Genomic DNA, 22,290 nt, shown 5'->3' with positions numbered 1-22,290 from the left:
ATTACACGCTCCTCCCGGGGCACCACCAAATCGTTTCCGTCGGGTGGGGGTTGGGAGCCGCTTCGCCGGAGCGCGCCCCGGTGTCCGCGTTCGCCCGGGTCAGGCGGTGGCGAACGAGTAGAAGCGTTTGAGGGTGCAGTGCTCGTCCAGGAGACGGCCGTAGATCGGCTCGCCCTCCAGCTCACGGTAGGTCTCGATCGGGTCGCCCTTTATGATCAGCGCCCGCGCGCACTCCTCGCACCAGTACTGGTAGTCGGGGTTGACCGGCTCCATGTCGCGGACGATCGGTGTGCCGCTGCCGCACCAGTCGCACTTCCGCCTGTGTGCACCCATCGATCAGCTCCAGCTGTGGCCGCAGGCCGTGCACACGTAGGAAATGCCGCCGTTGTCGCCGAGGACCTGGGCGACATGGGACGAGCCGCAGGAAGGGCAGTCGAGGAGGGTGCCATTTTGACGTGTCACCGCCACTGCGAGGGGGTCGCCGGTCCCCTCGCGGATGCTCCAAGGCATCGCTACTCCCTCCCGTCGGGCCGCGCCCCCTTCCGGCCGTTTGATTCTGCCACGGCCGGGCCAATACGGTCAGCGACGCCTTCGTACCAGTCCGGACACGGCCCCCAGCACGGCCGTCGCGGCCAGCGCGTACATGCATGCGAGGAGCGCTTCCGAAGAGGTATACGCCCCGGGAGCCCCAAGTGACTCAAGCCGGTTGAAGAACAGTGTGCCGAAGAGCGCGACACCGATCAGCTGACCGAGCTGGGTGACCGTCGCGAGCAGTCCGCCGGCGTCCGCCGCGTCCTCGGGCCGCACCGTGGCGAGGGCCCTGGTGAGTGTGGGGCTGACGCTCAGCGCCAGGCCCGCACCCACGCCCACGAAGGCCGCGTACGGCCACGGCCCGCCGTCGCCTCCGCCGCGCAGGGCCCAGCCCGCACCGGCCACCGAGAGGGCGGCGAGGAGGAATCCGCCGGGGATCAGGGCGCGCTGCACGGAGGCGGGCCAGGTCCGCCAGGTCAGACCGACGAGCCCGAACACCACGGCGGTGGGCGCGAAGGTGAGGCCGGCCCGCAGCGCGCTGTGGCCGAGGCCGCCCTGGACATGCAGGGTGAGGGAGAACAGGAAGCCCCCGTTCACGGCCATCACGGCCAGCAGCCGGAAGACCGCGAGGCCGATGCCCGGGTGGCGCAGCACCCTCGGGGCGATCAGCGGCGCCCCGCCGCGCCGGGCGAAGCGGGACTCGTACCCGCAGAACAGCGCGAACACCACCACGGCCGCGGCCAGGCACAGCCAGGACCACAGCGGCCAGTCCTCGTCCTGGCCGAGGACGAGCGGCACGGTCAGGAGCGAGACGGCGGCGCCGAGCAGCACCAGACCGGGCAGGTCGAGGCCGCGCGACCGCTCCAGGGCCCGTGCGTCGTCGCGCGGCAGGACCCGGCCGCCCACCGCCAGGAGCAGGGCGCCGACGGGCACGTTCACGAGGAACACCGGCCGCCAGCCGGTGCCGAACAGGTCGGCGCTCACCAGCACGCCGCCCAGCACCTGGCCGGCGGCGGCACCGGTGGCCAGGACGGCCGAGTACACGCCGAGCGCCTTCGCGCGCGCCTCGCCGGTGAAGTGACGCTGGATCAGGCTGAGCACCTGCGGGATCATGACGGCCGATCCAGCGCCCTGCACCAGCCGGAAGGCGATCAGCTGGCCCGTGCTCCCCGCCAGTCCGCAGGCCAGCGAGGCGGCCGTGAACACCGCGAGCCCGGCGAGATGGACCCGCCGGTGGCCGAGCAGGTCGCCGAGGCGCGCGCCGGTGATCAGCAGGACCGCGTACGAGACGGAGTACCCGGCGACCACCAACTGCAGCCCGGCCCCGCTCGCATGGAGCCCGGAGCCGATCGTGGGCACGGCGACGTTCACGATGAAGACGTCGAGCAGCGCCATGAACTGCGCGGTGAGCAGGACCGCGAGCAGCCGGCCGGGGCGATTGTCAGTGGCCGGGGGTTTACTGGTCGCAGAACGGATCGCGGGAGTGGACCCGGCGCCCGCGGGGGTTGTCGTCGTCATGTCTCAGAGCCTGGCGACGGCTGGATACGGGTGACGAGAGCCCGCCGATGCTGGTACCGACAGCACCTGGCAGCGGCCGGCTCCGGTCCTGACCATGGACGACGGGGGGATGTGAGGACGATGGCGTCGACGCAGCGCCGCAGGCCGGAGCTGGCGGCCTTCCTGCGCAGCAGGCGGGCCCGGGTGACGCCGGCCGACGTGGGCATGCCGCCGGGGCTGCGGCGCCGGACGCCGGGGCTGCGCCGCGAGGAGGTGGCGCAACTGTCCGGCGTGGGCGTCACCTGGTACACGTGGCTGGAGCAGGGCCGCCCCATCAACGCCTCGGGCCAGGTCCTGGACGCGGTGGCCCGCACCCTGCGCCTGGACCAGCCGGAGCGCGAGCACCTGTACCACCTGGCGGAGGTGCCCTACGAGCACGGTCCCGAGGGACTGCCCCGGCGGGTCGGCCCGGAGATCCAGACGGTCATCGACGCCCTCGACCCCCACCCGGCGGTCGTCTACAACGCGCGGTACGACGTGCTCGCCACCAACCCCGCCTACAGCGACCTGTTCCAGCTCCCGCCGAGAGGGGACACCGATACGCCCAACACGCTGTGGATGCTGTTCACGGTGTCCGAGGACGCCTGTCCGGTGCGGTGGCGGGAGAGGGAGCTGCCGGTGATGGTGGCGACCCTGCGCTCCGCGTACGGCAGACACGTGGGCGAGCCGGCCTGGGAGGACTTCATACGCTCGCTGTCGGCGGCCAGCCCCCACTTCGCGGAGCTGTGGGCGAGCAGTGAGGTGATCCCGCCCGGACCGCGGGTGAAGACCTTCCGCCACGACGCGGTGGGCGAGCTGCGGATGAACTCGGTGTCGCTGTCGATCAACGGGATGCCCGAGTGCCGGATCGTGGTGTACACGCCGGACGACGCTGATGCCTGGGAGAAGGTGGCGTTGCTGCGGGAGCGCAGGCAGCGGCTGTGGCCGCCGTCGGACAGGGAGCCGGCCGACGTGACATGAGTCACCCCGCCCGATGAAAAATCCCGCCCCCTGCGGGACGGGATCCTCCGGTATCGATCTTTGACAACTCAAGAGTGATGACTGTCGAGTGTCGATCTGTGGAGCTAAGGAGAATTGAACTCCTGACCTCCTGCATGCCATGCAGGCGCTCTACCAACTGAGCTATAGCCCCTCGCGCCACGCGACGGAGTCGCATGGTGTTTCGCCCCGCTCGGCGGGGCGAACAAGAAGAACTCTAGCCTGCGACCTGCCAGAAAGTGAAATCCGGGCCCGGCCCGATGAGGCGGTGTCAGTCGTCGTCGCCGAGGACCGGCTCCGGGAGGGTGCCCGCGTTGTGCTCCAGGAGGCGCCACCCGCGTACGCCCTCGCCGAGGACGGACCAGCTGCAGTTGGAGAGGCCGCCGAGGCTCTCCCAGTGGCGGACCTCCAGGCCGAGCAGGCGGCCGATGGTGGTGCGGATCGTGCCGCCGTGACTGACCACCACGAGGGTGCCGCCGTCGGGCAGCTTCTCGGCGTGCCGCAGCACCACGGGGGCGGCGCGCTCGGCGACCTCGGTCTCCAGTTCGCCGCCGCCGCGGCGGACGGGCTCGCCGCGCTTCCAGGCTGCGTACTCCTCGCCGTACCGGGCGATGATCTCCTCGTGGGTCAGCCCCTGCCAGACGCCCGCGTACGTCTCGCGCAGGCCCTCGTCGAGGGCGACGTCGAGACCCGTGAGCGCGGCCAGCTCGGCCGCCGTGGCGGCGGCGCGCCTGAGGTCGGAGGCGACGATGGCGTCCGGGTTCAGGGAGGCGAGCAGACGGGCGGAGCGGCGGGCCTGGGCGAGGCCGGTGTCCGTGAGCTCCACGTCCGTGGAGCCCTGGAAGCGGCGCTCCACGTTCCACATCGTCTGGCCGTGGCGCCACAGGACGAGGCGGCGGCCCCTCTTCCCGTCCTCGGTGCCCGCGGCCGTCACCGCACCTCCCCGCCCAGTTCGGCGGCGTCCTCGGCGGCCTGAAGCCTGGCGTGCTCCTGGGCCTTGCCGCGGGTGGCCTTGGCGTCGGCGGGCAGCTCCAGCTCGGGGCAGTCCTTCCACAGCCGCTCCAGGGCGTAGAAGACGCGCTCCTCGCTGTGCTGGACGTGCACCACGATGTCGACGTAGTCCAGCAGCACCCAGCGGGCCTCGCGGTCGCCCTCGCGGCGCACCGGCTTGGCGCCGAGTTCCTTGTTCAGCCGCTCCTCGATCTCGTCGACGATGGCCTTGACCTGGCGGTCGCTGGGCGCCGAGGCCAGCAGGAAGGCGTCCGTGATCGACAGCACGTCGCTGACGTCGTAGGCGATGATGTCGTGCGCAAGCTTGTCGGCGGCCGCCTGGGCGGCGGTGTTGATGAGCTCGAGAGAACGGTCCGTTGCGGTCACTACAGGGCTTTCCGTCGGCGGTCGGTGGTACCTCAAGGGTCTCACGGACCGCCGACGGCTCCCCAAGTGATTAACGGATCACGCCCCGGCGGCACAGGATGTGATCCAGGTCACGACGACGGCTTGTAGTCCTGGCCGAGGACGACCGAGACGGTGGCGTTCGATGCCGCCGTGCCCTTCCTGACGGCGCTGGTGGGCACCCCCAGGGTCTTGGCCACCTCGATCGCGTTCTCCTTGTCGCCGTCGGCGGCGTAGGTGATCCGGGTCTCGGCCTGGGCGGTGCCGGTGCCGGCGTCGATGACGGTGTAGCCGCCGTTGACCAGGACGACGCGGGCCTGCGCCGCGGAGGACTTGGAGCCGGCGGCGTTCTTGACGCCGACCCGTACGGCGTCGCTGGCCTGGGGGCTCTTCACGGTGCCGCCGAGCAGGTTCCTGACGACGGTGTCGGTGGCTTCCTGGCCGACTGTTCCGTCGGACCGGACCGGCAGCAGCTCCGTCTTGTAGTCGCCCTGCTTGGCGAGGTCGGCGAGCTTGGCGAGGAAGGTGCCGAGGTCCTTGTCGCTCAGGGACGGGTCGAGGATCTGGGCGAGCGTCTGCACCGTGGTCGTCGCGGCCTGCGGGTCCGAGGACAACTTGCGCAGCACACCCTGCATGACCTGGCCGAACCGCTCCAGCTGGGCGTCCTGGGGCTCACCGGGGGCCCGGTAGGTGGCGTACGCGACGGCCATCTTGCCGCTGAGGGTCTGGTCCTCCCCCTTGTGCACGAGGGGAGCACCGCCCTTCTTCTTGGCGCCGGGATCGGGGACGTCGGTGTCGGTGGTGACCTCGATGTTGCCGACGAGCTCGACGAGATTGTTCAGGTAGGGGGTGTCGAGGCGCCAGGTGCCCTCGACACTGGTGCCCAGGACGGCGTCGATGGCGTCACCCGTGCCGGCGGACCCGTCGTCGGCGACCGACTTGGCGAGGGTGGTCGTGGTGCCCTCGTCGGAGGTCAGCGCGAGGGAGTTGGGCAGCAGGACCGTCGCGCCCTGCTTGGTGGTGGTGTTGTCGACGAGCAGTGCGGTGGAGGTGCCGCCGCCCTTGGTGTTGTGCAGGTGGACGACGATCACGTCGCGGTTCTGGGCGCCCGCGGCGGTCGTCGTCCCGCCGGACGAGCCGCCGGAGGAGGCGCCGGGCAGCTTGCCCGCGTACCAGAGGTAGCCGACTCCGCCGAGGCCCACCAGCGCGAGGACCACGACGAGGGCGGTGATCCGGCTGCGGGCACGGCGCTTGGCCTCCTCACGGCGCTCGGTGCGGTTCTCGGTGAACTTCAGCCAGTCGATGACGTCTTCGGAGTCGCCGTCGGGTTCCTCGACGAAGGCGAACTGCTCGGTGCGGTAGTCGCGGTCGCCGGACGGCTCCCGGTCGGCGGCGGTCCCCGCCGGTCCGGCCGGGCCGCCGTCGGGCAAGCCGCCGGGGAAGCCGTCCGCGCGGCCCGGGCGGCTGCCGGCCGGTCCCGCCTGCTGCGGGATGTACGCGGTCTGCTCGGTGATGCGCGGCTGCGGACCGCCGGTCGCGGCCTGCCCGTACGGGTCGTGGCCGCCGTTGCCGTAGGGGTCGTAGGGGTCGTACGGCGGGACGGGCGGCTGCCGGCCCGTGTCGGGGGAGGACGCCGGTTGCTGCTGACCGGTGTGATACGGCGCCGCCGGCTGGTGCGGGCCGGTCGCGTACGGGTCGTAGCCGTAGCCCTGGGGCTGCTGCTGCGTGCCGTAGGGGTCGTAGCCCTGCGGGGTCTGCTGCACGGGCACCTGCCGGTACACAGGCTGCCCGAACTCGTCGTAGCCGACGAGTTCGTACTGGTCGCCGCCCGCGTATCCGTCGTATCGGTCGTTCACCGGTGGCCCCTCTCGGCTCACTCGCCGCGGTACAGCTGCCGCTTGTCGATGTAGCGCACCACGCCGTCCGGCACCAGATACCAGACGGGTTCGCCCTTGGCGACCCTCGCACGGCAGTCTGTGGACGAGATGGCCAGCGCGGGAACTTCCACGAGCGAGACCCCGCCCTCGGGAAGACCGGGATCGGCCAGGGTGTGACCGGGGCGGGTGACGCCGATGAAGTGCGCGAGGGAGAACAGCTCCTCCGTGTAGCGCCAGGTCAGGATCTGGCCGAGGGCGTCGGCACCCGTGATGAAGAACAGGTCGGTGTCGGGGTTGAGGGCCTTCAGGTCGCGCAGGGTGTCCGTGGTGTAGGTGGGGCCACCGCGGTCGATGTCGATGCGACTGACCGAGAACTGGGGGTTCTCGGCGGTCGCGATGACGGTCATCAGATAGCGGTCCTCGGCCGGGCTGACCTTGCGCTCGGTCTTCTGCCACGGCTGGCCGGTGGGCACGAACACCACCTCGTCCAGGTGGAACTGCGCGGCGACCTCGCTCGCCGCGACGAGGTGCCCGTGGTGGATCGGGTCAAACGTTCCGCCCATGACGCCGAGGCGGCGTTTGCCCGGGTTCGACGGCCCGCTTCCGGGACCGGGAACCGTGCCCTTCGCCGGACCGGTGGGCGTGTGCTGCTCTCCCATGCGTGCAGACCCTACCGGCCCGGTCGCCGGGCACCGGCAGACAGGCCCCGGCGGGCGGCCGGGACCGGGCCCTGTGCCGGACTCAGCGATCGCGGTTGAAGCGGGTGGTGACCCACAGCAGCGCGAGGAGGATGACGAGGGCGGCGCCGCCCGTCAGGTAGGGACTGAGGCTCTCGTGGTTGCCGCCTTCGCCCTCGGCGAGGGTGGCCAACTGGGCGGCGGTGCTGTGGAAGCTCATCTCGGCAGACCTATCCGGTGTGGGCGGAACAAAGACGTCGGCTCATCGTAAGCGGGCGCCTCCGCGCCGATCACGCCGACTCCGCCATTGGCGGGGAAGGGCCCGTCGGAGGTCCGCGCGGTTCGCCGCGTGCCGCCGCCCGCCCGTCACTCGTCCTTGCGCCGGTAGCCCCGCAGCAGGAACCACCCGGTCATGACGCAGCCGAGGACCATCACGATCAGCACGACGCGGAGCAGGTTGCCCGGCCCCTGCCGTTGCGCGGCCGTCGCCGCCTCGGTGAGCCAGGCGGCGGGGATGTGCTCCATGGGATCGCTCCTAACCGTGTGCTGCCCCGTCACCGTATCTCCGCCTAGGCTGGATCCCGCTTCGGGGGCACATCGGGGCGCCGCACGGCGCGCACGGTCACTCCACCGGGTGGTCGCCCGATGATCAATCGCACAGTGAGCCATCAGACACATGGGGGAACACATGTCCGACGACGGCCATGAGCAGAACGGGCACGAGAGCGTGCCGAGCAGGCGGCGCAGGCGTTTTCCGGGGATCTCCTCCCGCGCGTACGAGCACCCGGCCGACCGCTCGGCTCTGGTGGCCCTGCGCAAGCTCAGCGGCTTCGACACGGTCTTCAAGGCACTCAGCGGCCTGCTGCCCGAGCGCAGCCTGCGGCTGCTCTTCCTCTCCGACTCGGTGCGGGTCTCGGAAGCGCAGTTCACGCATCTCAACGACATGCTGCGGGACGCCTGTCACATCCTGGACCTGGAGAAGGTGCCACCGATGTACGTCACGCAGGACCCGCAGCCGAACGCGATGTGCATCGGCCTCGACGAGCCGATCGTCGTCGTGACGACGGGCCTCGTGGAGCTGCTGAACGAGGAGGAGATGCGGGCCGTCGTCGGCCACGAGGTGGGGCACGCGCTGTCCGGCCACGCCGTGTACCGGACAATCCTGCTGTTCCTGACCAGCCTCGCGGTCCGGGTCGCGTGGATTCCGCTGGGAAACCTCGCGATCATGGCGATCGTGACCGCGCTGCGGGAGTGGTTCCGCAAGTCGGAGCTGTCGGCCGACCGGGCCGGGCTCCTGGTCGGGCAGGACCTGCAGTCCTCGATGCGCGGCCTGATGAAGATGGCGGGCGGCAACCACCTGCACGAGATGAACGTGGACGCGTTCCTGGAGCAGGCCGAGGAGTACGAGGCCGGGGGCGATCTGCGCGACTCCGTGCTCAAGATCCTCAACGTGCTGCCGCGCACCCACCCCTTCGCCGCGGTCCGCGCCGCGGAGCTCAAGAAGTGGGCGGCCACGCGTGACTACCAGCGGATCATGGACGGTCACTATGCGCGGCGGACCGAGGACGGGGACACCTCGGTGACGGACTCCTTCCGGCAGTCGGCGGCCGGCTACGCCAACGACGTGAAGCAGTCGAAGGATCCCCTGATGAAGCTGGTCAGCGACCTCGCGGGCGGTGCCGGCGACCTCGGCGGGCGGGTGCGGCGCGGCTTCGCCGGGTTCGCGGGCGGCGCGCCCAAGGACGCGCCGCGTGAGTCGCGCGAGGAGCGCGCGGGAGGCGGCCGGCCGGGCGACGGCGGGGACGGGGACGGCGCGGACGAGACCCCGGGCGACGCCTGACCGCCGCCAGAGGGCGAGGAGCGCGTCCCTCCGGCGGCCCGGCGCTCGTCCGCGGACCTCAGACCCTCGGCTGAGCGCTCTTCGCCAGGGAGCCGCACAAGGCCGTCGCGGTGGCGTCGCCTGTCGCGTAGGGATCGGTGCCGGCCGGGCCGCCCGCCTTGGCCGTCTGGCCCGCCAGCAGCGGGCGCAGCTCGTTCGCGGCGTCGTCTGCGCAGGCCAGCGGGCCGGCCTGGACGTACGAGGAGATGAGCTGCACCTGGTGCATGCGCAGGTCGTCGCGGTCGAAGCGGAAGGTCAGCTCGCGCCGCACGGTGAACAGTGACGCCTTGGCCTTCGCACCGGAGCCGACCGGCTTCAGCGCGTACACCAGGGTGTGGTCCGCGGTGATCTCGAGGGTGTCGGAGTCGGTCTCCGCCGCCTCCAGCCTGCCCTGGACGCGGACCTTGCGGTCGGCCAGCTGTGCGCGGGAGGGGTCGAAACGGACCAGCCAGCCGGTGGGCTCGTGCCGGCCGTCCGCGGCCGGATGCACGAAGCCCTGGTCGAACTGGTCGAGCTGCTGCGGGTTCAGCAGGAGCCGCACGGACCGCACGGCGCCGCCGGTGAGGACGGCCGGGTCGAGCGAGGACCGGACGAGGTAGTCCTTGGCGGTGGTCAGCGCGGCGACGACCTGGCTCTCGGAGAAGTTCGCGGTGCGCCGCGCGGCGGGGAGCGTGATGCCCTCGGCGCCGACCCGGTACTGGGCGGCGGGGCTGTGGGCGTAGAGGGTCTCGGGGTCCTGGGCGCCGGGGACGGCGGACTGCGGGGCCAGGGGTATGACCGTGGTCCGCAGCGGCTCCAGGGGCTGCGCCTTGGGCGTCGGGTACGGATGGCGTACGCCCATGTAGATCGCGGTGGCGAAGGCGACCGCGATCAGCACCAGGAGGATCAGGGCCTGCCGGGGCAGCCCGCCGTGCAGCGCCGGGCGGCGGCGCACGGCCGGGGCGTGGTCCGACATCCGCTCCCGCGCGGAGTACTCCTGCAAACGGGCAGCACGGACGAACGACTCGTCGAACACGACGGATCGGTATTCGTCCTCGCCACCACCGGGAGCGCCCTCGGGTGTCCCCTCAGGTGGGTCTCCAGGCCCGCCCATACCTTCAGGGTAGGTCTCCTGGAGCTCAGGTAAACGCCCTGGTGCACGACAAGTTCTGACAGGTTCTCACCAGGATTTCGCGCGGACCCCGGGCCCGGGGCGGCAGCGGCCCTCATGAGCGGTGTCAGGGGGTCCGCGGTACCGCCGAGAGCGCCGGGGGCGAGTATTCCGCGGAGGTCGAGGGGCCCGTGCCGGTGCCGGCCCCCTGGCCCTGCTCCAGTCCGGTCCTGGGGGGCGGGACCTGCTCCTGGCGGCCCGAGGAAGCGCCCCGGTACACCGCGGTGAAGGCGAGGGCGACCATGCCGATGCCCATCACGAGGGCGAGCATCCAGGCGACCGGGCGGTGCCAGCGGGACACCTTGCGGTAGGCCCTGCCGTAGGTGCCCGAGGCGCCGTGCCGGCCCTGAAGGATCTCTGCGTCGTCCAGGTCGTCCAGATCCCGGGCGTGGCCGAATCCGAACGCCTCCTCGGGTCCGAATCCCTCCTCGAAGCGCTCGTCGTCGCCCCCCGCGCCCCTGGCGTGCGCCCGGCGCGCCTCGCTCTCCTGGGCCTCGGCGCGGGCCTGGGCGGCGGCGAGAAGTCTCTCCACGGCCGTCGGCTCGTGCACCACGGCGGCCCGTACGAAGGCCTCGTCGAACACCACGGAGGCGAACTCTTCGTCGCTGCCTCCGCGGTCGCGGTCGTCGTCGGGCTCCCAGCCGTCGTCGAACGGCGTGCCCCCCACGTCCTCCGGCACGGATCCAGAGTAGACCTGGGGGGTCAATTTGGGCAGACGGTAAGGAAATTCATCCACCTGGCGAGACGGTTCACGGCCGGTGCCCGGACATCGCGTTCCGGGCGGCACCGGGCGGGCGCCCGCGCCGCCCCCGGCCAGGCCACCGGCTCGGTGCCGTCCCCGGCCAGGGCCCGTCGGCTCAGCGCCGTACGTGCCCGTCGCCGGTCACGATGTACTTCGTGCTCGTCAGCTCCGGCAGCCCCATCGGCCCCCGGGCGTGCAGCTTCTGCGTGGAGATGCCGATCTCCGCGCCGAAGCCGAACTGGCCGCCGTCCGTGAAGCGGGTCGACGCGTTCACGGTGACCGTCGTGGAGTCGACGAGCTGGGTGAAGCGGCGGGCGGCCTGCTGGGAGGTGGTGACGATCGCCTCGGTGTGGCCGGAGCTCCACAGCCGGATGTGCTGGACGGCCTTGTCCAGGGAGTCCACGACGGCGGCGGCGATGTCGTAGGACAGGTACTCGGTGTCCCAGTCCTCCGGCGTCGCCTCCACCACCGTCGCCCGGGAGTCCTTGGCGTACGCCGTCACCCGCTCGTCGGCGTGCACGGTGACCCCGGCATCCGCGAGGGCGTCCAGCGCCCGCGGCAGGAAGCGGGGGGCGATGTCCTGGTGGACGAGAAGCGTCTCGGCCGCGTTGCACACGCTCACGCGCTGCGCCTTGGAGTTGATCAGGATCTCGACCGCCATGTCGATGTCGGCCTGGGCGTCGACGTAGACGTGGCAGTTGCCCGTGCCGGTCTCGATCACCGGGACCGTGGACTCCTCCACGACGGTGCGGATCAGGGAGGCCCCGCCGCGCGGGATGAGCACGTCGACCAGCCCTCGGGCGCGCATCAGCTCGCGCACCGACTCGCGGCCCTCGCCGGGCACGAGCTGGATGGCGTCGGCGGGCAGCCCGGCGCCGCCCACGGCGTCGCGCAGCACCCGGACCAGGGCGGTGTTCGACTCGTACGCGGAGGACGAGCCGCGCAGCAGCACGGCGTTCCCGGACTTCAGGCACAGGGCGGCGGCGTCGACGGTCACGTTCGGCCGGGCCTCGTAGACGATCCCCACGACGCCGAGCGGGACGCGGACCTGGCGCAGGTCGATGCCGTTGGGGAGGGTGGAGCCGCGGACGACCTCGCCGACCGGGTCGGGCAGCGCGGCGACGTCCCGTACGTCGGAGGCGATGGCCCGGATGCGCTCGGGCGTGAGCGTGAGCCGGTCGATGATCGCCTCACTGGTGCCGGACTCCCGGGCCTTGGCGATGTCCCTGGCGTTCGCCTCGACGACCTCACTCGTCCGGACCTCCAGCGCGTCCGCGATGGCGAGCAGCGCGTCGTCCTTCTCGGCCCGCGGCAGCGGCGCGAGGTCGGCGGCGGCGCCCTTGGCGCGGTAGGCGGCCTGGGTGACCGGGGACATGGAGTCGTACGGCGAGAGCGTGGTCATGCAGGAAGGGTAGTGCGCCGGGCGGGCGGTCCCTCGTTCATCCCACACCGCGAGACGGGCACCAGGAGCGCTCGGGGACGCTCAATAAGGATGGACGCCCACCGGGGTGGCCGGCGCCGGACCGTACCCCTCGGCGACGCGCTGCTGATAGGTCTCGCGGTCGATGACCTCCAGGCCGACGATCTCCCAGGGCGGGAGGCCGGCGGTCTGTCGGTGCTCGCCCCACAGCCGCAGCGCGACCGCGGCGGCGTCGTGCAGGTCGCGGGCCTCCTCCCAGTAGCGGATCTCCGCGTGGTCGTTGGCATAGCGGCTGGTCAGCAGGAAGGGGTGGTCGTGGGCCAGCTGTTCGAGGGCCCGCCGCACCTCCTTCAGCGGGGCCTCGCCACCGGAGACGCTGAGCGTGACGTGCCACAGACGGGGAGTGTCGCCGGGCTCCTCGTACGCCGCGTCGGCCGCGACGCTGGAGAGGGCGCGCTCCTTGCCGGCCGCGCGGGGCGCACCGCCGTCACGGACGGCACCGGAGGCACCGCCACCGCGGGACACGACCCCAGGGCGCACTCGTCTCACGACGGCCTCCTTACGCAGTGCTCGTGCTGAAATGTGTCCCCGAGACAAAGTTGAGCAGGCCGCAGGGCGCTGTGGGGCGGTTTTACGGAACGTCCCCCACCGGACCGCCGCAGGGGGCGGACGTTTCGGTTCATTGCGGGTGCGGGACGAATCCTTGCGAATACGGGACGAATCCTTACGGGTGGAGCGGGTGCAGGACGACCAGATCGTCCCGGTGAATGACCTCGCGTTCATAGGCGGGGCCCAGTTCTCGTGCCAGTTCCCTGGTCGAGCGGCCGATCAGCCGGGGGATCTCCTTGGCGTCGAAGTTCACGAGCCCGCGCGCCACCGCCCGCCCCCCGCTGTCGCGCAGTTCCACCGGGTCGCCCGCGGAGAAGTCGCCCTCGACCTCCGCGATGCCGGCGGGCAGCAGCGACTTGCGGCGTTCGACGACCGCGTGCACGGCCCCGTCGTCGAGGACGAGCGCGCCCTGCGGGGTGGAGGCATGCTGCAGCCACAGCAGCCGGTCCGCGGAGCGTTTGCCCGTGGGGTGGAAGTACGTGCCGGTGTCCCGGCCCGCGAGGGCGTCGGCGGCGTGCACGGTGGACGTGAGCACCACGGGGATGCCGGCGGCGGCCGCGATCCGGGCCGCCTCGACCTTGGTGACCATGCCGCCGGTGCCGACGCCGGCCTTGCCCGCGGTGCCGATCTCCACGTGCGCCAGGTCCTGCGGTCCCCGCACCTCCGCTATCCGCGAGGTGCCGGGCCTGCTGGGGTCGCCGTCGTACACGCCGTCCACGTCCGACAGCAGGACCAGCAGGTCGGCCCGTACGAGATGGGCGACGAGCGCGGCGAGGCGGTCGTTGTCGCCGAAGCGGATCTCGTCCGTGGCAACGGTGTCGTTCTCGTTGACGAGGGGCAGCGCGCCCATCGCGAGGAGCTTGTCCAGGGTCCGCGCGGCGTTGCGGTGGTGGGCGCGGCGGCTGGTGTCGTCGGAGGTGAGCAGCACCTGGCCGACCCGGACGCCGTGGCGGGCGCAGGACGCGGTGTACCGGGCCACCAGGAGGCCCTGTCCGACGCTGGCGGCGGCCTGCTGCCGGGCCAGGTCCCGGGGGCGGCGGCGCAGTCCGAGGGGGGCGAGGCCGGCGGCGATGGCGCCGGAGGAGACGAGGACGATCTCCTTCTCCCCGCCGCTGCGGTACTTGGCGAGAACGTCCACCAGGGCGTCGACACGGTCGGCGTCGAGCCCGCCCGCGGCCGTGGTCAGCGAGGAGGAGCCCACCTTGACGACGATCCTGTGGGCCTGTGCCACGGCCTGCCTTGCCCCTGCCACCTGCGGTCCGTCCCCTTCACGTGTGTCTCGCCCCTGCTGCACGGCGATGACCGTTCCCCTCGCAATCTATGCCAAGAAGCGGGAGAGGTACCCATTGGTCCACTCCGCGGACGGCATCGGGCAGCGTCCGGGACGGGGAGGCGTCCGGGAGCCGGCCCGTCCGCGCGCCCGTGCCCCTGCGGAAGGGCTCCGCAGGGTCTCTCGCGGTGCCGGCACTGCGCGGCTTCCGGCATTCGCCGCGTCGGGGCGGTGCTCGTTCGTCCGGGACGTCTGCGACCATGAGGCCATGCGAACGGGCGGTGGGGTACGGGCGGGTGTGGTGGCGGTCTGCGGCGCCTTGTTGACGATGTCCCTGGCGGCGTGCGGCAGTTCGGGCCACGGGTCCGCCGCGGCGGCCGGCGGCCAGGGGGACCGCGCACCGCTGCGGAACACGAACCTGAAGCGAATACCGGGCATCGGCGACACGTTGTGGCACCGCGTACCGGCCGGCTCCCGCCAGGTGGTCGCCGTCTACGGCGCGGACCGCAACTCCCCCGCCTCGACCGTCGTGCTCTTCGTCAAACACGGCTCCACCTGGCAGCGGACCTTGTCCTGGGCGGCCCACAACGGACGGAGGGGCTGGACGACGGACCATCACGAGGGCGACCAGCGCAGCCCGGTGGGCGTCTTCACGCTGAGCGACGCGGGAGGGGTGCTGGACGCCCCGGCGGCCAAGCTGCCGTACACCAAGTCCGTGTCGTTCCAGGCCCCCCACTACTGGAACAAGCGGTACTGGCACGACTTCGACTACGTCATCGCCATCGACTACAACCGGGTCGAAGGCACTCCGCCCAACGACCCGACCCGGCCGCTGGGCCAGTCCAAGGGCGGCAGCATCTGGCTGCACATGGACCACGGCAGCGGGACGTCGGCGTGCGTCAGCCTGCCCAAGAGCGCGATGGAGTACCTGCTCCGCACCCTGGACCCCGGACAGCACCCGGTCGTGGTGATGGGAGACAAGGCGGAGCTGAACGCCTGACGGTCCGACAGGGGAACGGCACCCGGACGGGGATCACGCCTCAGGGTGCCGGTGGCGCCATCCCTGCCAGGCGGACTCGATCATGTCGTCCAGGCCGTGGCGGGCCGTCCAGCCGAGTTCCTCGTGGATGCGGTCCGCCGCCGCGACCACACGCGCCGGATCGCCGGGACGACGGTCGGCCACCTCGGGCGTCAGGTGCTCGTTCCCGGTGACCTTCAGGATGCGGTCCACCATCTCCCGGACGGAACTCCCCTCGCCACGCCCGATGTTGAGGGTGAGGGACGTGCCCTCCGGGGCATCGCGGAGGCGCAGTGCAGCGGCCACGTGGGCGGAGGCGATGTCCTGGACGTGAATGTAGTCGCGCACGCAGGTGCCGTCCGGCGTGGCGTAGTCGTCGCCGAAGATCCGCGGAGCCCCGCTGGCCTCGAGCCGCTCGAACACCATGGGGACGAGGTTGAAGACACCCGTGTCGGCCAGCTCCGGGGCCGCCGCGCCCGCCACGTTGAAGTAGCGCAGGGAGGCGGCACGCAGGCCGTGGGCGCGCACGGCGGCCTTGATCAGCCACTCGCCGACCAGCTTGGTCTCGCCGTAGGGGCTCATCGGCACGCAGGGGCTGTCCTCCGTGACGAGGTCCACGTCCAGCATCCCGTAGACGGCGGCGGAGGAGGAGAAGACGAGGCTGTCGACGCCGCCGACCGTCATCGCCTCCAGGAGGGTCTGCAGACCGGTGACGTTCTCCCGGTAGTAGTGGAGCGGCCGCTCGACCGACTCCCCGACCTGCTTCTTGGCCGCGATGTGCACCACGCCCGTCACAGCATGATCACGAATCGTCCGCTCCAGGAGCGACCCGTCCAGCACGCTGCCCACCACCAGCGGCACGGCGGCGGGCACCCGCTCGGCGCTGCCGGTCGAGAGGTCGTCGTACACGACCACCCGCTCCCCGCCTGCGGCCATGGCCCGCACCACATGTGCACCGATGTATCCGGCGCCTCCCGTGACCAGCCAGCTCATCCTCATGCCTCCCGGGTCTTCGTCACTGGACAGCAGACTCGTCCATAAGACCCGGAAAATCGAGTCCGGCATTTTGGGCATACCGCAAAACGGGTGGGTGCGGACAATTTCACCAGCTCTCCGGAGAGCGGCACCGGGCGCCCCCTAACAGGGCTCCGGGACTGTGGTAAGCCCTTGAACCGTCTCGCTACCTTGCCCACGGAAACTTCAAGTGAATCCCTTACGCTGATGCGGCAGCGCACTTCGGGGCCGTCGGCGGGCGGAGCGCCCTCTGGTCCCAGCTCACGCTCTCGTGGTCGGTTCTCGGAACAGGTTGTAAGGATGCCCAGACTCTCTCTCGTCGTCCCTGCCTTCAAGGTGCAGGGCTACCTGGCCGAGTGCCTTGACTCGGTGCTGGGGCAGGACTACACGGACTTCGAGGTCATCGCGGTCGATGATTGCTCACCGGACGGGTCGGGCGCCATCCTCGACGAGTACGCGGATCGGGACGCGCGCATTCATGTGATTCACCTCACGGAGAACGTGGGCCTCGGGCGCGCGCGCAACGCCGGGCTGGAGCAGGCCCGGGGCGACTACGTGCTGTTCCTGGACAGCGACGACACCCTGTCCGAGGGGGCGCTCCGAGCGATATCCGACCGGCTCGAAGCCACCGGAGACCCGGAGATACTCGTCTACGACTACGCCCGCAGCTACTGGGACGGCCGTGTCCGCCCCAACCAGCGGGCGGACCTGCTCAAGGGCGACGGACCGGACGTCTTCCCGCTCTCCGACCGGCCGCAACTGCTCGAGCTGCTGCAGATCGTCTGGAACAAGGCATACCGCCGGGACTTCATCACCCGCCTCGGCCTCACCTTCCCGCCCGGGTACTACGAGGACGCGCCCTGGACGTTCTGCTCCATGATCAGCGCGGAGCGCATCGCCGTGCTGGACCGGGTCTGTGTGATGTACCGGCAGCGGCGCGAGGGCGGCAACATCCTCAAGACGGTCAGCCGCAAGCACTTCGACGTGTTCGACCAGTACCGCCGCGTCTTCGACTTCGTCGACGCCCACGCCGAACTCGGCCGGTGGCGCGCGCTGTTGTTCCGCAAGATGGCCGACCACTACCTGACCATCCTGGAGCGGCCCGACCGGCTGCCGCAGAACGCCCGCGCCGAGTTCTTCCACCGGGCCTCGGCCGACTACCGTGCCCGTCTCCCCCAGGACTTCCGGCGGCCCGGGGGCGGCCGCGGCCACAAGTACGCGATGCTGGAGCGGAACGCCTACACCACCATGGCCGGCGCCACGGCGGCACTGAAGTTCCGCAAGGCCGTCAAGAGCCGTACGCGCAGCGCGCTCAACAAGTCCAAGCGCAGCGCGATGGGCGTCTTCTACCAGTCGCAGCTGAGGTTGCCGCTGGACGAGAACCTGGCGGTGTTCTCCGCCTACTGGAGCCGTAGCGTCTCGTGCAACCCGGCGGCCATCGACGCCGAACTCGCCCGTCTCGCCCCGCACATCCGCCGTGTGTGGGTCATCCGGCCGGACGCGGCGGGCCAGGTACCCGAGGGCGTGGAGCACGTCCGGGTGGGCTCACGCGAGTACTGGGCGGCCCTCGCGCGGGCCAAGTACCTCGTCAACAACGTCAACTTCGCCGACGCCGTGGTCAAGCGCGAGGGCCAGATCCATCTGCAGACGCATCACGGCACGCCGCTGAAGACCATGGGGCTCGACCAGCGCCGGTACCCGGCCTCGACGAACATGGACTTCGACAAGCTCCTCGAGCGCTGCGACCGCTGGGACTTCAGCATCAGCTCCAACCGGTTCTCGACGGCGGTGTGGGAGCGGGTGTACCCCAGTTCGTACGTCTCCCTGGAGAGCGGCTACCCGCGCAACGACATCCTCGTGAACGCCACGTCCGACGACGTGCGCCGGGCGCGCAGCGCGATCGGGCTGGCCAATGGCACCAAGGCGTTCCTGTACATGCCCACCCACCGCGAGTACCAGCCCGGGTTCACCCCCAGCCTCGACCTCGCCCGCCTCGCCGACGACCTGGGGCCCGGCGTGACCCTGCTGGTGCGGGGCCACTACTTCTACGGCAACTCCGCGCACATCACCGATCTGCGTCGCAGCGGCCGGATCGTCGACGTCTCGGGGCACGCCCGGGTGGAGGAGCTGTACCTCGCCGCCGACGCGTTGATCACGGACTACTCCTCGGCGATGTTCGACTACGCCGTCCTGGACCGGCCGGTCGTCATCTACGCTCCCGACTGGGACATCTACTCCGCGGTCCGCGGCACCTACTTCAACCTGCTGGAGGAGCCGCCCGGCGCGGTGGCCACCTCACAGGCCGAGCTGATCAGGCTGCTCGTGTCGAACGAGTACGCCGGCCATGACGCGGCGAAGCGCCGCGACGCCTTCCGCCGCCGCTTCTGCGAATTCGACGACGGGCATGCGGCGGAACGCGTGGTGCGCCGGGTGTTCCTCGGCGAGGAGATCCTGCCGGTCGTCCCGTTCTCCGAACGCTCCCATGCTCCGACCCCCGCCCAGGCGCTCGACCTGGCCCAGCGGGCCTGACCCATGAAAGGACATCCCCTGGCCATGGCCCCTCGGCTCAGTGTCATCGTTCCCATCTACGACGTCGAGCGCTATCTGCCGGCCTGTCTCGACTCGCTGGCGGCCCAGACCTTCCAGGACTTCGAGGTCCTGATGGTGGACGACGGTTCGCCCGACGGCTCGGCGGCCATCGCCGAGACGTATGCGGCACGCGACCCCCGCTTCCGCCTGATACGCAAGGAGAACGGAGGTCTGGGGGCGGCCCGCAACACCGGCATGGCCCACATGGCCGCCGAGTCGGAGTTCCTGACGTTCGTCGACAGCGACGACCTCATACCGCCCGACGCCTACCGCCTGATGACAGGCAGCCTGGACGACACCGGCTCCGACTTCGCCACCGGCAACGTTTTCCACCTCAAGGGCGAGAAGTCGTGGCAGGTGCCGCTGATGCGGATGCTCGCGGGCGAGGCCCGCCAGCGCACCCACATCTCCCGCTACGGCAAGCTCGTCGCCGACCGGATCGCCTGCAACAAGGTGTTCCGCCGGACGTTCTGGGAGAAGAACGGCTTCGCCTTCCCCGAGGGCCGCCTGTACGAGGACACGCCCGTCACCATGCGGGCCCACTATCTCGCCGAGACCGTCGACGTCATCTCCGAGCCGTGCTACTACTGGCGGCTGCGCGAGGGCGAGTCCGCGCCCTCCATCACGCAGCGCCGCACCGATCCGGCCGGCGTGCGCGACCGCGTCACCTCCGTGCTGGAGATCAGTGCCTTCCTGGCCGAGCAGCCCGGCGAGACCTTCGCCCGGCTCAAGCAGGAGTACGACACCCGGGTGCTCCTGGACGACCTGCGGCTGTTCCTCAACGTGGTGCCCGACGGAGACGAGGAGTACCGCGCCGAGTTCCTGCGGTCGGCCAACCGCTTCCTGGACCGCATCGACCCCAAGGTCGTCATGGCGCTGCCGGCCGATCTGCGGGTGCAGTGGCTCCTGGTGCGCAAGCACCAGCTCGACGAGCTGATCACCCTGCTGGCCGGGCAACGGCGCAGAGAGGCCGTCGAGGTCAGCGGCCTGGTGCGCAAGTACGCCTCCTTCCCGTCCCTGGCCGACGCCCGTCTCGACCTCCCCCGCAAGGCGCTGCGCATCGACCAGGACCTGGAGATGCACGCTCCGTTGCAGGAGGTGAGCTGGTCGGAGGGCAAGCTGGTGCTGTCCGGCAACGCCTGGATCGACAAGATCGACCTGTCGTCGAAGCGCTCCTCCGTGAAGATCCTGCAGTTGCGCAAGGACCGCTCCCGGCGCCGCCTCGTGCTGCCCGCCCGGAACGTGGAGCGCCCGGAGTGCACCACCGAGTCCGGCCAGGACCGCTACAACTACGACTGGGCGGGCTGGGAGGCCACCGTCGACCCGGCGCGGCTGCGCAAGGGCGGCGAGTGGCAGGAGGGCCTGTGGCACGTGGGGCTCGGTCTCTACGCCTCCGGCCTGGTGCGCCGCCTCGCCGTGCACTCCAGTGGCGGCAGCGCCTGCAACTTCCCGCCCTACAGGTGGCTGAGCCCCGACTTCCGGCTGCTGCCGTCCATCGAACGCGGCGCGCTCAAGCTGCGGGTGGAGAAGGTTCGGGCAGTGGTCACCGGCCGGACGCTGGAGGGCGACCGGATCAAGGTCACCGGTGAGATCCGGGTGCCGCTCGCCGCGGACGAGCAGGTGGCGCTGCGCGTGAAGAACCAGAAGGGCGCCGAGGTGCACAAGTACCCGGTGACCGTGAGCGAGAAGAGCGGCACCCACCGGTTCTCGGTCGAGGTTCCGGTGGCCGACATCGCGCTGGTGTTCCACGAGGGCGTCGACGCCAAGGCCCAGCCGGAGAGCCGTACCTGGTCCACCGCGCTGGTCGCCACGGACCCGCGGGGCACCGAGCGCGAGTTCAGCACCGTGCTCCAGGAGGGCCTGGCCGACGTGCGGTTCGCGCTGCCCGCGTCGCTGGGCGAGCAGGCCGCCCTGTGCGAACTGGCCGTTGTCGGCGGCCACAACGGCTACCTCAAGTTCGCCGGGCGCACCCAGCGCGCCGTGATCGACCGGGTCCGCGTGCAGGACGGCCGCATCACCCTTGCGGCGCACGCCGACCCCCGGCTCGCCGGGGCCCGGTTCCTGCTCAAGCCCCGCAGCCGCTTCGAGGAGCGCTTCGTGGAGGCACGCTGGTTCGAGGACGGCCGCTTCGAGGTCGCCTTCGACCCCTCCACGCTCGGTGGCAACGGCAACGTACCCCTGCGCGCGGGCCGCTGGAACCTCTTCCTGCGTCCGGCGGATGGAACGTCGCCCGACGTGCCGTTCGTCACCGACCGGCTTGCCGCCGCCCAGTTCCCCCTGCGCGCCGAACTGGGCGGCCGTCTCTACGTGCTGGAGAACCGCTGGGCCGACTTCCCCCAGCTGAACTGCCGCTCCGAGCTGAGCGACCTGGAGCGCGGTCCGTACCGCCAGAAGCAGCTCCGCCGCGAGCTGTACCAGCCGCTGCGGCAGCAGCCGCTGAAGGAGCAGGTCTTCTACCTCAGCTACAACGGCAAGCAGTTCTCCGACAGCCCGCGGGCCATGTACGAGGAACTGGTCGGCCGTGGAGCGGATCTCAGGCACCTGTGGGCCGTGCGCGACGGACAGGTCATCCTGCCCGACAATGTCGAGCGGATACGGATGTGGGGTCGCGAGTGGTACGAGGCACTGGCCTCCAGCCGCTACATCGTCACCAACGGCCACCTGCCGGACTGGATCGAGCGGCGGACCGGCCAGGTCATCGTGCAGACCTGGCACGGCACCATGCTGAAGAAGATCGGCCACGACATCGACACCCTGCACTTCGACCGCCGCTACCAGGAGAAACTGGCCCTGGAGGCCAAGCAGTGGAGCCTGCTGGTGTCCTCCAACCGCTTCAGCACGCCGATCCTCGAGCGCGCCTTCTCCTACGACGGCGAGATCCTGGAGGCGGGCTACCCGCGCAACGACTACCTCTACTCGCCGGAGAAGGACCAGATCGCCGAACGCGTCAGGAGACGGCTCGGTCTGCCCGACGGGAAGAAGGTCGTGCTGTACGCGCCGACCTGGCGTGACGACCAGTCGCACAGCGCCGGCCAGTACCTGTTCGACCTGCGGATCGACCTGGAGGACGCGCAGCAGCGGCTGGGCGACGACCACGTGCTGCTCATCCGCCGCCACTCCAACGTGGTGGACGCGGTGCCCGGCGCCGGCAACGGGTTCGTCTGGGACGCGTCCGAGTACCCGGACATCGCCGACCTCTACGTCGCGGCCGACATCATGATCACGGACTACTCGTCGGTCATGTTCGACTACGCCCACCTGCGGCGGCCCATGCTGTTCTTCACCTACGACCTGGAGCACTACCGGGACACGCTGCGCGGCTTCTACTTCGACTTCGAGAAGGACTCGCCCGGCCCGCTGCTCTTCACCTCCAAGGAGCTGGTGGACGCGATCCGCGACATCGACCAGGTGTCGGCCGAGTACCAGGAGCGCTTCGACCGCTTCCACCACCTGTTCTGCGACCTGGACGACGGCCACGCCTCCGCGCGGGTCGTGGACCGGATGCTGGAGCAGAGCCGGGAACTGTGACGCGACGGCGGTGACGGAACGGGCCGGGCCCGCAGGACGTGTCCTGCGGGCCCGGC

20 protein-coding genes and 1 tRNA gene are annotated in these 22,290 nt (G+C 71.0%); 5 read left to right on the top strand and 16 right to left on the bottom strand.

Annotated features, from left to right (window positions below; all coding sequences use genetic code 11):
• Positions 1–99: 99 nt before the first annotated feature.
• From ACFYMU_RS26170 to ACFYMU_RS26160, 3 genes are all read right to left on the bottom strand, one after another.
• On the bottom strand, positions 100–333 hold the full coding sequence (locus tag ACFYMU_RS26170) for a hypothetical protein (RefSeq protein WP_016643127.1): 234 nt from the start codon (positions 331–333) through the stop codon (positions 100–102).
• A 3-nt stretch (positions 334–336) separates the two neighbouring features.
• Positions 337–510, bottom strand: coding sequence for a hypothetical protein (locus tag ACFYMU_RS26165; protein ID WP_388377781.1), 174 nt, complete (start codon positions 508–510; stop codon positions 337–339).
• Between the two features lie 69 nt (positions 511–579).
• The gene (locus ACFYMU_RS26160; RefSeq protein WP_388378011.1) at positions 580–1,944 is read right to left on the bottom strand and encodes an MFS transporter; all 1,365 of its coding nucleotides are present in this window, start codon (positions 1,942–1,944) and stop codon (positions 580–582) included.
• Between the two features lie 225 nt (positions 1,945–2,169).
• Between ACFYMU_RS26160 and ACFYMU_RS26155 the strand changes: the two genes are divergently transcribed.
• Entirely contained in the window at positions 2,170–3,048 is an 879-nt protein-coding gene (locus ACFYMU_RS26155) for a helix-turn-helix transcriptional regulator (RefSeq protein WP_388377778.1), read from the top strand.
• Positions 3,049–3,147: 99 nt separating this feature from the next.
• Here ACFYMU_RS26155 and ACFYMU_RS26150 read toward each other — a convergent pair.
• The 7 genes from ACFYMU_RS26150 to ACFYMU_RS26120 all read right to left on the bottom strand — a co-directional run bounded on the left by ACFYMU_RS26150 (position 3,148) and on the right by ACFYMU_RS26120 (position 7,540).
• Positions 3,148–3,220, bottom strand: a tRNA-Ala gene (locus ACFYMU_RS26150).
• A 117-nt stretch (positions 3,221–3,337) separates the two neighbouring features.
• Positions 3,338–4,000 (bottom strand): histidine phosphatase family protein, encoded by a 663-nt coding sequence (locus ACFYMU_RS26145; RefSeq protein ID WP_388377775.1) that lies wholly within the window; start codon positions 3,998–4,000, stop codon positions 3,338–3,340.
• Positions 3,997–4,443: a ribosome silencing factor gene (rsfS, locus tag ACFYMU_RS26140; protein ID WP_388377772.1), complete on the bottom strand. Its 447-nt coding sequence runs from the start codon at positions 4,441–4,443 to the stop codon at positions 3,997–3,999. Before rsfS ends, ACFYMU_RS26145 begins: the two co-directional genes overlap by 4 nt.
• 110 nt (positions 4,444–4,553) lie before the next feature.
• On the bottom strand, positions 4,554–6,317 hold the full coding sequence (locus tag ACFYMU_RS26135; RefSeq protein ID WP_388377769.1) for a LytR C-terminal domain-containing protein: 1,764 nt from the start codon (positions 6,315–6,317) through the stop codon (positions 4,554–4,556).
• Positions 6,318–6,334: 17 nt separating this feature from the next.
• Positions 6,335–6,997 (bottom strand): nicotinate-nucleotide adenylyltransferase, encoded by a 663-nt coding sequence (gene nadD, locus ACFYMU_RS26130; protein WP_388377766.1) that lies wholly within the window; start codon positions 6,995–6,997, stop codon positions 6,335–6,337.
• 82 nt (positions 6,998–7,079) lie between these two features.
• Positions 7,080–7,235, bottom strand: coding sequence for a hypothetical protein (locus ACFYMU_RS26125; RefSeq protein WP_388377764.1), 156 nt, complete (start codon positions 7,233–7,235; stop codon positions 7,080–7,082).
• A 146-nt stretch (positions 7,236–7,381) separates the two neighbouring features.
• A complete protein-coding gene (locus tag ACFYMU_RS26120) occupies positions 7,382–7,540 on the bottom strand; it encodes a hypothetical protein (protein WP_388377761.1) in 159 nt (52 codons plus the stop codon).
• Between the two features lie 163 nt (positions 7,541–7,703).
• Here ACFYMU_RS26120 and ACFYMU_RS26115 point away from each other — a divergent pair, with 163 nt between their 5' ends.
• Positions 7,704–8,855 (top strand): M48 family metallopeptidase, encoded by a 1,152-nt coding sequence (locus ACFYMU_RS26115; protein WP_388377758.1) that lies wholly within the window; start codon positions 7,704–7,706, stop codon positions 8,853–8,855.
• Between the two features lie 58 nt (positions 8,856–8,913).
• On the opposite strand, the gene ACFYMU_RS26110 is transcribed toward ACFYMU_RS26115, so the two are convergent.
• The 5 genes from ACFYMU_RS26110 to proB all read right to left on the bottom strand — a co-directional run bounded on the left by ACFYMU_RS26110 (position 8,914) and on the right by proB (position 14,046).
• Positions 8,914–9,987 carry a hypothetical protein gene (locus tag ACFYMU_RS26110; protein ID WP_388377755.1) on the bottom strand — a complete coding sequence of 358 codons (1,074 nt, stop codon included), beginning with the start codon at positions 9,985–9,987 and terminating at the stop codon, positions 8,914–8,916.
• A gap of 124 nt (positions 9,988–10,111) precedes the next feature.
• Entirely contained in the window at positions 10,112–10,723 is a 612-nt protein-coding gene (locus ACFYMU_RS26105; RefSeq protein WP_388377752.1) for a hypothetical protein, read from the bottom strand.
• A gap of 178 nt (positions 10,724–10,901) precedes the next feature.
• On the bottom strand, positions 10,902–12,188 hold the full coding sequence (locus ACFYMU_RS26100; RefSeq protein WP_388377750.1) for a glutamate-5-semialdehyde dehydrogenase: 1,287 nt from the start codon (positions 12,186–12,188) through the stop codon (positions 10,902–10,904).
• An 81-nt stretch (positions 12,189–12,269) separates the two neighbouring features.
• Positions 12,270–12,746: a hypothetical protein gene (locus tag ACFYMU_RS26095; protein ID WP_388378008.1), complete on the bottom strand. Its 477-nt coding sequence runs from the start codon at positions 12,744–12,746 to the stop codon at positions 12,270–12,272.
• Between the two features lie 184 nt (positions 12,747–12,930).
• On the bottom strand, positions 12,931–14,046 hold the full coding sequence (gene proB, locus ACFYMU_RS26090) for a glutamate 5-kinase (RefSeq protein WP_388377747.1): 1,116 nt from the start codon (positions 14,044–14,046) through the stop codon (positions 12,931–12,933).
• A gap of 307 nt (positions 14,047–14,353) precedes the next feature.
• Here proB and ACFYMU_RS26085 point away from each other — a divergent pair, with 307 nt between their 5' ends.
• Positions 14,354–15,085, top strand: coding sequence for a L,D-transpeptidase family protein (locus ACFYMU_RS26085; protein ID WP_388377744.1), 732 nt, complete (start codon positions 14,354–14,356; stop codon positions 15,083–15,085).
• A 33-nt stretch (positions 15,086–15,118) separates the two neighbouring features.
• Here ACFYMU_RS26085 and galE read toward each other — a convergent pair whose 3' ends face one another.
• Entirely contained in the window at positions 15,119–16,096 is a 978-nt protein-coding gene (galE, locus tag ACFYMU_RS26080) for a UDP-glucose 4-epimerase GalE (protein WP_388377741.1), read from the bottom strand.
• Positions 16,097–16,417: 321 nt separating this feature from the next.
• On the opposite strand from galE, the gene ACFYMU_RS26075 reads away from it, so the two are divergent.
• The gene (locus ACFYMU_RS26075; protein WP_388377738.1) at positions 16,418–18,646 is read left to right on the top strand and encodes a CDP-glycerol glycerophosphotransferase family protein; all 2,229 of its coding nucleotides are present in this window, start codon (positions 16,418–16,420) and stop codon (positions 18,644–18,646) included.
• Between the two features lie 24 nt (positions 18,647–18,670).
• The gene (locus ACFYMU_RS26070; protein ID WP_388377735.1) at positions 18,671–22,234 is read left to right on the top strand and encodes a CDP-glycerol glycerophosphotransferase family protein; all 3,564 of its coding nucleotides are present in this window, start codon (positions 18,671–18,673) and stop codon (positions 22,232–22,234) included.
• The last annotated feature ends 56 nt before the right edge of the window (positions 22,235–22,290 follow it).

Origin of the sequence: Streptomyces sp. NPDC007264 (assembly GCF_042869095.1) — a bacterium.
Lineage (GTDB): Bacteria > Actinomycetota > Actinomycetes > Streptomycetales > Streptomycetaceae > Streptomyces.
The sequence above is the reverse complement of the archived record's forward strand: the minus strand, read 5'-3'. Positions and strand labels throughout refer to the sequence as shown.

Coding starts and splice junctions, on each gene's coding strand:
- ACFYMU_RS26120 (WP_388377761.1), bottom strand. CDS start 7,540: ATGGAGCACATCCCCGCCGCCTGGCTCACCGAGGCGGCGACGGCCGCG.
- ACFYMU_RS26165 (WP_388377781.1), bottom strand. CDS start 510: ATGCCTTGGAGCATCCGCGAGGGGACCGGCGACCCCCTCGCAGTGGCG.
- ACFYMU_RS26155 (WP_388377778.1), top strand. CDS start 2,170: ATGGCGTCGACGCAGCGCCGCAGGCCGGAGCTGGCGGCCTTCCTGCGC.
- galE (WP_388377741.1), bottom strand. CDS start 16,096: ATGAGCTGGCTGGTCACGGGAGGCGCCGGATACATCGGTGCACATGTG.
- ACFYMU_RS26125 (WP_388377764.1), bottom strand. CDS start 7,235: ATGAGCTTCCACAGCACCGCCGCCCAGTTGGCCACCCTCGCCGAGGGC.
- ACFYMU_RS26070 (WP_388377735.1), top strand. CDS start 18,671: ATGGCCCCTCGGCTCAGTGTCATCGTTCCCATCTACGACGTCGAGCGC.
- nadD (WP_388377766.1), bottom strand. CDS start 6,997: ATGGGAGAGCAGCACACGCCCACCGGTCCGGCGAAGGGCACGGTTCCC.
- ACFYMU_RS26085 (WP_388377744.1), top strand. CDS start 14,354: ATGCGAACGGGCGGTGGGGTACGGGCGGGTGTGGTGGCGGTCTGCGGC.
- ACFYMU_RS26100 (WP_388377750.1), bottom strand. CDS start 12,188: ATGACCACGCTCTCGCCGTACGACTCCATGTCCCCGGTCACCCAGGCC.
- ACFYMU_RS26075 (WP_388377738.1), top strand. CDS start 16,418: ATGCCCAGACTCTCTCTCGTCGTCCCTGCCTTCAAGGTGCAGGGCTAC.
- ACFYMU_RS26110 (WP_388377755.1), bottom strand. CDS start 9,987: ATGGGCGGGCCTGGAGACCCACCTGAGGGGACACCCGAGGGCGCTCCC.
- ACFYMU_RS26115 (WP_388377758.1), top strand. CDS start 7,704: ATGTCCGACGACGGCCATGAGCAGAACGGGCACGAGAGCGTGCCGAGC.
- ACFYMU_RS26170 (WP_016643127.1), bottom strand. CDS start 333: ATGGGTGCACACAGGCGGAAGTGCGACTGGTGCGGCAGCGGCACACCG.